Source organism: Anaerophaga thermohalophila str. Valhall (genome assembly GCF_000250735.1).
GTDB lineage: Bacteria > Bacteroidota > Bacteroidia > Bacteroidales > Marinilabiliaceae > Anaerophaga > Anaerophaga thermohalophila_A.
The window spans coordinates 1-2830 of the sequence record NZ_AHZV01000133.1; the positions used below are offsets into that span (position 1 = coordinate 1).

2 protein-coding genes are annotated in these 2830 nt (G+C 38.8%); one reads left to right on the forward strand and one right to left on the reverse strand.

The features are described 5' to 3' along the window. The first annotated feature begins 267 nt into the window (after positions 1-267). On the forward strand, positions 268-2112 hold the full coding sequence (locus OQ5_RS0107210) for a tetratricopeptide repeat protein (RefSeq protein ID WP_016776838.1): 1845 nt from the start codon (positions 268-270) through the stop codon (positions 2110-2112). Here OQ5_RS0107210 and OQ5_RS0107215 read toward each other — a convergent pair whose 3' ends face one another. After that, positions 2113-2742 (reverse strand): ribonuclease H1 domain-containing protein, encoded by a 630-nt coding sequence (locus tag OQ5_RS0107215; RefSeq protein ID WP_016776839.1) that lies wholly within the window; start codon positions 2740-2742, stop codon positions 2113-2115. Positions 2743-2830: the final 88 nt, after the last annotated feature.

Here is a 2830-nt window from a genome sequence, read left to right on the forward strand (position 1 = left end):
CTCCGTTAAACTTTTACAGTTGTCTGGTAATTATTTATTTACACAATTAATGACGCAAGCCACAACTCTCTCATAATAAAACCTTGCGTCATTAGGTTTCTGCGTGTAGGTTTTTCACCTGACTATTGACTTTATGGACAAGCACAATTAACCATATACTTCTGATACAGGACGGTTTTTACCGGTTTAAATTGCTTTAAAATGGGATAATTCCTTAGTTTTGTGAGACGAATGTGAGATATGTCAGTTTTATTAGTGTTTTGAAGCATGAAGAAAGGTCAAAAATTTTCGTTTCTGGTTTTCTGCTTTTTTATTCTGGGGTGCACAAGTCAAGCGTTTTCAGAAAATGATTCCCTCTTTGTTTTTGAGATTGAAGACAAACTGAAAAAGTTATTGCCGGATTCGCTTGAAAAGGCCGATTCTCTTGCCAGGGTACTGATTACTTATGCAGAAAACTCCGGGAATGACACACTTGCTTCGAGCGGATGGTATTTTCGAGGAGAAGCGGCTTATTATCAGGGACATTTTGATATTGCCGGTGATTGTTATGAAAAAAGTATTGAATACCTGAATGATATTGAGAAGCCTGAAAAAAAGGCCATCTATTTTAACAATCTAGGACTTACCAGGTATTTTAAAGAACGATACAATGAGGCACTGGAAGCATTTTTAAAATCGTCGGAGTATGAAAGAAAAACCGGGAATGAATATGGTTTTGCTCAATGTCTTCACAATATTGCCCTGGTGCAGGACAAGGCCGGCAGGTATGAAAGTGCTGAAAAGTATTTTGATCATTCGTTAAATATATTTCTCGAAATGGATTCATTGGCCGATGCTGCAGCAGTTTTAAATGATTATGCCATTTATCTTGCCGGAAGGGGTTTGAATAATCCGGCGATAGAGAAATATAGTCAGGCCATTGGGATATACAGAGAACTTGGCGATTCAGAAGGTGTTGCAAAGGTAAAATGTAATATCGGAGCCTTATTTTTGTACGAGAAGGACTATGCAAAATCGGCTCGTTATTTGAAAGAAGCACTCGACTATTTCAATACCCACTCATCGCCATCTTACCTGATCAACATTTACAGTCTTTTAGGTGATCTATATTACGAACAGGGGAGAAATTCCCTTGCGGTGGTTTTTTATGAAAGGGCTGAACAAACCGCCCGGAACATGGGATGGAATAATTTAAGACAGAAAAATTTGTATTCTTTATTTAAGGCATTGAAAGCGGAAGGAGATTATGAAAAAGCCGTTGATGTTCTCGAAACCTATTCGCAATTAAAAGATTCCCTGATCATTTCCAATAAAGCCTATCTTGAAGAAACGATTGATAATGAGCTGGAGAAAGATTTGATGGAAAAGGAATTTAATTTAATGAAAGCCAGAAATAACCAGAAAAATCTGATTCTGATTATCCTTGGCTTAATTGTTATTCTCGGTATTGTGGCCTGGTTTCTTTACGGACGCAGTAACCTTCTGAAAAAGGAGAAAGAAAAACAGGTTCTTCAACAAAAGATACATCAGCTTCAGATGAACCCACATCTGATTTTCAATGTATTGACATCGGTTCAAAACTATATTCTTGAGGATAAGAAAGATGAAGCCGTTGAATATTTAAACGATATCGCCGATTTGGTAAGAAAGCTTCTTGATGTCGGGGATATGGAACTTATTCCTCTTGAAGAAGAAATTGAACTTCTGAATAAATACCTTAAAGTGCAATGCCGCCGTTATTTCCAGAAAATTGATTGTGGAGTTAATTCCTGTGTTATTTCAGGGTCGCGGTACTTGCTGGTACCGCCAATGTTGGTTCGTCCGCTGATCGATGCATTGTTCTCGAAAGGAAAAGTTAAGAACAATCAGTGCCCCGGCATCAATATTTACTACGAACAAAAGGATGATGGATTGGAATTGACCCTTGAGAATAAAGGAGTTTATGTAAAGAATGACATATCCGAAGAGAGCATTGAGCTGATTGAAGAACGTCTCAGTCTCATTTCGCCTGAAAATAAGAATCCCCGTCTCGAGATTATTGATCTTATTTCGGAAGGTGGAAAATCCGGAAGTAAAGTGAGATGTCGGTTACCTCTTATCACAAAGAATTAGTTATTTTCTTCCAAAATCGGCCGGTATCTCACCCCAATTTTCAGTATCCCATTTCAGAACGGGTTGTGACCATTTGTTGTTTTGGAGCCAGTTTTCGGCACGGCGTATCATTTTAAATAATTTTTCTGTTTTTGGAGAATCTTTCAGCTGTGTTATGCATTTTTTCTTTTTTACCCATCCGATGGCAATAGATGAATCGCTGTAAACCGGGATATTGAGGTTTTTGCGTTTCAGCTCGGCCAGACCATGTACGATAGCAAGAAATTCCCCTATATTATTGGTGCCAAGTGGGAATTTTGCATGAAACCATTCCTTGTTGGTTTTCACGTGTACTCCACGGTATTCCATGGGACCGGGATTGCCGCTGCAGGCCGCATCGACAGCCAGACTCTCCCAAACAGGGCCGTTGACTGAAATTTTTTTCCGACTTTTTTGTGAAGTGTTTTTTTTGTTCGAGGAAATATTTTCGCTCCAGGGAGATTCGTACGCTTTTTGTGCTTCCTCAAGGGTTTTAAAGGATTTATATTTGGCCCCTTTATATCCGTTGATGCGTTTTTTACACTCTTCCCAGTTGTCAACAATACCTGTTTTATGCCCCAGCCATATCACGTAATACTTTTTTGAAGCCATTTTTGTGTGCGGTTTTTCTAATTAGTGTCTGTCCATAAAGTGCCATTTACTGTGTTACGCTCGCCGCCAAAATACTCATTTACGAAAA

Bases quoted from the DNA above. Each gene is read 5' to 3' on its own strand.
- OQ5_RS0107210 (WP_016776838.1), top strand. From the start codon at position 268: ATGAAGAAAGGTCAAAAATTTTCGTTTCTGGTTTTCTGCTTTTTTATT.
- OQ5_RS0107215 (WP_016776839.1), bottom strand. From the start codon at position 2,742: ATGGCTTCAAAAAAGTATTACGTGATATGGCTGGGGCATAAAACAGGT.